The organism is Streptomyces sp. NPDC002138 (assembly GCF_040296485.1).
In the GTDB taxonomy this organism is placed as follows: domain Bacteria; phylum Actinomycetota; class Actinomycetes; order Streptomycetales; family Streptomycetaceae; genus Streptomyces.
In genome coordinates this window covers 1-4,359 of the sequence record NZ_JBEOXE010000145.1, presented here as the reverse complement: position 1 = coordinate 4,359, position 4,359 = coordinate 1, and the positions used below count along the sequence as shown (strand labels likewise).

Genomic DNA, 4,359 nt, shown 5'->3' with positions numbered 1-4,359 from the left:
CGGGCACCCTGGGCTACGGCGCCATCAGGGCCACGGCTCCGCTCCGCCGGTACGGCCTTCAGCGCCTCCAGGGCGGGAGCCATCACCACCACTGGCGCGGCCCCCGCCGCGCCGTGCGGATCGTGGTGCCCCTGGGGCGGTGGCTCGGCGGACGCGGCCCCGGCGGGCTGCGGCGCCTGGGGACTCACACTCACGCAGCCGGAGACGGCCGAGACCGCACAGGCGACTCCGAGCAGCAGCTTTGTCGTGGTTCGGGTTGGATGCACCCGCGCAACTCTGCTGTGCGAACACCTGGTTGCGAAAACCCGCGGCCGAAATTCACCCCGCACGGGTGACGGCCACTGGCCGGTTGCCGCCCGCCCCCGCGGTGCGCCTACTCGCCCGTCGCCCCGTCGATGTGCTCCCGCAGCAGGTCGGCGTGCCCGTTGTGGCGCGCGTACTCCTCGATCATGTGGGTGTAGACCCAGCGGAGGTTGAAGTGCTCGCCGCTGCCCCGGCTGCGCCCGATGGACACCTCGTCGAGCGGGCGGCCCGCCGACGCCTGCCGCGCGCGCTCGATCTCCTCGCGCCACACCTGCTCCGCCTCGGCCCAGGTGTCCTGGTCCGTGAGGTGGAACTCGCCGTCCGGGTCGTCCTCCGTCGAGTACAGATCGTCCAGGTCCTCGCCCAGGGTGATCTCCCGGAACCAGTACCGCTCCACCTCCGACATGTGCCGTACGAGCCCCAGCAGGCTCAGTTCGGACGGCGCCAGCGGCACGCGCCGCAGCTCCTCGTCGGTGAGGCCCTCGCACTTCCAGGCCAGGGTGGCGCGGTGGTAGTCCAGCCACCCGTCCAGCATGTCGCGCTCGTTGGCGGTGGTCGACGGTTCGGTGCGATCGGTCGCAGGAATGCTCATGATCCGAATACTGGCCGAACGGGCCCCCTCCCACCAGGCATTAAGCTGCGAGCAGTGCCGGAAGGAACGAACGAGGAGGATCCCCGTGAAGGTCGGATGCATCGGACTCGGTGACATCGCCCAGAAGGCGTACCTGCCCGTTCTCACCGCGCGCCCGGAGATCGAACTCCACCTGCAGACGCGGACCCCGGCCACCCTCGAGCGGATCGGCGCACTGCACCACATCCCCGCGGGGCGCCGCCACACCGACCTCGACGGCCTGCTCGCCCAGGGTCTCGACGCCGCCTTCGTGCACGCCCCGACCACGGCGCACCCGGAGATCGTCACGCGGCTGCTGGAGGCCGGGGTGGCGACGTACGTGGACAAGCCGCTCTCCTACGAGATCGCCGAGTCGCGGCGCCTGGTCGAACTGGCCGAGGAGCGGGGGGTCTCGCTGGCCGTCGGCTTCAACCGCCGCCACGCGCCCGGCTACGTCCAGTGCGCCGACCACCCGCGCGAGCTGATCATCCTGCAGAAGAACCGGGTCGGCCTGCCCGAGGACCCCCGCACCCTGGTCCTCGACGACTTCATCCACGTCGTGGACACCCTGCGCTTCCTGCTGCCCGGCGAGGCCGACCACGTCGACGTACGGGCCGTGCTCCGCGAGGGCCTCATGCACCAGGTGGTGCTCCAGCTCTCCGGAGCCGGATTCACCGCGCTCGGCATCATGAACCGGCTCTCCGGCTCCACCGAGGAGATCCTGGAGGTCTCCGGCCAGGACACCAAGCGGCAGGTGGTCAACCTGGCGGAGATCATCGACCACAAGGGCCAGCCCACCGTCCGCCGGCGCGGTGACTGGGTTCCGGTCGCCCGCCAGCGCGGCATCGAGCAGGTCGTCGACGCCTTCCTGGAATCGGTCGCCTCGGGCAAGGCGCTCAGCGCCCGGGACGCGCTGCTCACCCACGAGCTGTGCGAGCGGGTGGTGCGGTCGGCTCTGGAGCAGGCCTCCTGAGCGAACCGCCGCGCAGCCCGCGCACGCCCTCGCCCGCGCAGTACAGCGCGAGCGCGCCCAGGGCGGCGCCCACCGGCCAGTCGCCGAAGCGCGTGTAGAACGTGGTGCCCCGGGCGAGCGGAACCGCGTACACCGCCGCCGCGGAGGCGGAACCCGGCAGCGGGGCGCCGATCAGCTGCCCCGAGGGGCCGTGCACCTCGCTGATGCCGGTGAGGGTGGCGTGTACCATGGGGCGGCCGTTCTCGGCGGCGCGCAGCGCACCCAGCGAGGCGTGCTGCGCCGGGGCCCAACTGCCCTGGAAGGTGGCGGTCGAGGACTGGTCGATCAGCAGGGCAGCGCCCTCACGGGTCAGGTGGCGGCTCATGTCGGGGAACGCCGACTCGAAGCAGACCAGCGGCCCGATCCGGATGCCCGCGCCGTCCGCCGCGGGCAGGTCCATCACCACCGGAGCCGTGCCCGGACGCCGGTCCTCCCCGGCCGCCTTGCCCGCCGAGGTGACCCAGCCGAGGACGGAACGAGCCGGTATGTACTCCCCGAAGGGGACCAGCCGCATCTTGTCGTACCGGTCACCGGTCGGACCCCCCGGGCCGATCAGCACCGCGCTCTTGTAGATGCCGGGCGCCCCGTTCGTCTCGGCGGCGCTGCGCCGGGCGTCCACATTGACCAGCAGCGGAGCGCCGACGGCCGCCGACAGGTCCGCGAGCCGCCGGGCCAGGTCCGGCCGCGCGGCCAGATCGGAACCCACGCTGCTCTCGCCCCACACCACCAGGTCCAGGCGCCGCCCCACCAGCTCCCGGGTCAGCCGCTCGCCGGTGGCGAAGCGCTGCTCCACGCTCTGTGTGACGCCCGCCGGACCGACCTGGACGACGGCCACCCGCAGCTCACCGGCGGGCGTGGGCCCCGGCAGCCAGAGCCACACCGCGCCGGTCAGCACCGCGCAGCCGGTCACCCCGGCCGCCGCCGGGATCCGCGCGCCGGGGGCCGTGATCAGCAGCGTGAGCGCGCAGTTCACCGCGACGATCAGCAGGCTCAGCAGCCACACCCCGCCCACCGAGGCGAGCCGCAGCGCGGGCGGCACCTGCCACTGACTGGCCCCCAGCAGCCCCCAGGGCCCGCCGAGCCCCTGCCACGACCGGACGAGCTCCGACAGCAGCCAGCCCGCCGGTACGAGCACCAGCGCGGCGCTCGCCCGGCCCGCGGCCACGACCCCGCCGAGCAGCCGCTGTACCAGCAGCCCCCAGGGGATCCACAGCACGCCCAGGAGCGCGGCCAGCGGGAAGAGGAACAGGCGCAGGCTGGGCAGCAGCCAGTGATGGACCGCCAGGATGAAGCCCGCGCCCCCGAGCCAGGCCTCGAGCGCGGCCCGCCGCGGGGTCGGAGCCGCGCGCAGCAACAGCATCCACGGCACCAGCGCGACGTACGCGAACCACCAGAGCGCGGGTGCGGGGAAGGCCAGGGCGGGAAGTGCCCCGGCCGGTACGGCGGCCGCCGTGTGCCACCACCGGGGCCGGTCGGTCAGCATGGCGCGCCTCCGCTTCCAGTGTGCGGCCCCCCGTCCCGGGCCGCTTCCGGGCGGTACGGGCCGTGGGCGGACGGTGCCTCAGGCGGACACGTGGCGCCACTTCTCGTGCACGGTGACCCCCGTCAGCCGCCATCCGTCGGGGGTGCGGGCGAGCGCGAACGTGTAGCGCCCCGCGGCCACGAAGTTGGGCGCGGTGACGCTCCCGTCGAAGTCTTCCCCGGCCAGCCGCATCGGATTCAGGAAGTCCGCCTTCACCTCGGCCCGGTCGCCGGCCGAGCCGTCCTGCGTCTCCAGGTCGATCCGCCGGTTGACGATGAGGTGCTGGCGCACGGGGAAGAGCCGCATCGTCTCCTCCAGCCACCGCGCGACCTCGTGGGCCGGGCCCTCGATCCCGCCGGCCGAGCGGTAGTCCGCCCGGCCCGCCGCGGTGAACAGGGCCCGGTACGCCGCCCAGTCACCGTCGTCCACCGCGACCGCGTACCCCGTCACCACGGAATCGATCGCCAGCCGGTCCATCACCGTCGCGAGTTCCACACGCTGCGTCATCGGGTCAGTGTGGGTCAGCGGGCCCGCGACTCCAAGGGGCGCGCGGCCACCGGATCTTCTTGCGGGCCGCCCCCGTTCGCTCAGTGACCGGAATGCGCCTCCCGCTGGCGGACCACGACGAGGAACGCGTCGCTGGCGAGGTCCATGACGACCTCGGCCGCGACTCCTTCCCGCGTCCGCTGGGCGGCGTACTCCTCGGCCGGCCAGCTTCCCCTCGGACTTCCGGCCGGAAACCGCTCCAGAACCACTCGCCCCATGGCACCGCACCCCCTGCTGTGTCGCCGTTCTCTCAGGCACAACGACGCGGGGGCCGCGGCGGACGCGACGGCCACGGCGGCCAGGACGGAACGGCTCGGATTCATTGTCGGCACGTCCAACTTCCCTCTGCAGACACGGGGGATCCCC

General features: G+C 73.3%; 5 protein-coding genes and 1 pseudogene. 1 reads left to right on the top strand and 5 read right to left on the bottom strand.

The genetic code is table 11. The features are described from left to right. Window positions 1–266, bottom strand: a pseudogene (locus ABT084_RS37680) (hypothetical protein); the annotation flags it as partial. Between the two features lie 107 nt (window positions 267–373). Continuing rightward, on the bottom strand, window positions 374–895 hold the full coding sequence (locus ABT084_RS37675; protein WP_351054305.1) for a DinB family protein: 522 nt from the start codon (window positions 893–895) through the stop codon (window positions 374–376). 85 nt (window positions 896–980) lie between these two features. Between ABT084_RS37675 and ABT084_RS37670 the strand changes: the two genes are divergently transcribed. Further along, window positions 981–1,886, top strand: coding sequence for a Gfo/Idh/MocA family protein (locus ABT084_RS37670; protein ID WP_351054302.1), 906 nt, complete (start codon window positions 981–983; stop codon window positions 1,884–1,886). On the opposite strand, the gene lnt is transcribed toward ABT084_RS37670, so the two are convergent. From lnt to ABT084_RS37655, 3 genes are all read right to left on the bottom strand, one after another. After that, complete coding sequence (gene lnt / locus ABT084_RS37665; protein ID WP_351054299.1) at window positions 1,831–3,408, bottom strand: apolipoprotein N-acyltransferase; 1,578 nt, start codon at window positions 3,406–3,408, stop codon at window positions 1,831–1,833. The genes ABT084_RS37670 and lnt overlap by 56 nt on opposite strands. 78 nt (window positions 3,409–3,486) lie before the next feature. After that, window positions 3,487–3,954, bottom strand: coding sequence for a nuclear transport factor 2 family protein (locus ABT084_RS37660; protein WP_351054296.1), 468 nt, complete (start codon window positions 3,952–3,954; stop codon window positions 3,487–3,489). A gap of 80 nt (window positions 3,955–4,034) precedes the next feature. Beyond that, entirely contained in the window at window positions 4,035–4,211 is a 177-nt protein-coding gene (locus ABT084_RS37655) for a DUF8839 family protein (protein WP_351054293.1), read from the bottom strand. Window positions 4,212–4,359: the final 148 nt, after the last annotated feature.

Coding starts and splice junctions, on each gene's coding strand:
- ABT084_RS37675 (WP_351054305.1), bottom strand. CDS start 895: ATGAGCATTCCTGCGACCGATCGCACCGAACCGTCGACCACCGCCAAC.
- lnt (WP_351054299.1), bottom strand. CDS start 3,408: ATGCTGACCGACCGGCCCCGGTGGTGGCACACGGCGGCCGCCGTACCG.
- ABT084_RS37660 (WP_351054296.1), bottom strand. CDS start 3,954: ATGACGCAGCGTGTGGAACTCGCGACGGTGATGGACCGGCTGGCGATC.
- ABT084_RS37655 (WP_351054293.1), bottom strand. CDS start 4,211: ATGGGGCGAGTGGTTCTGGAGCGGTTTCCGGCCGGAAGTCCGAGGGGA.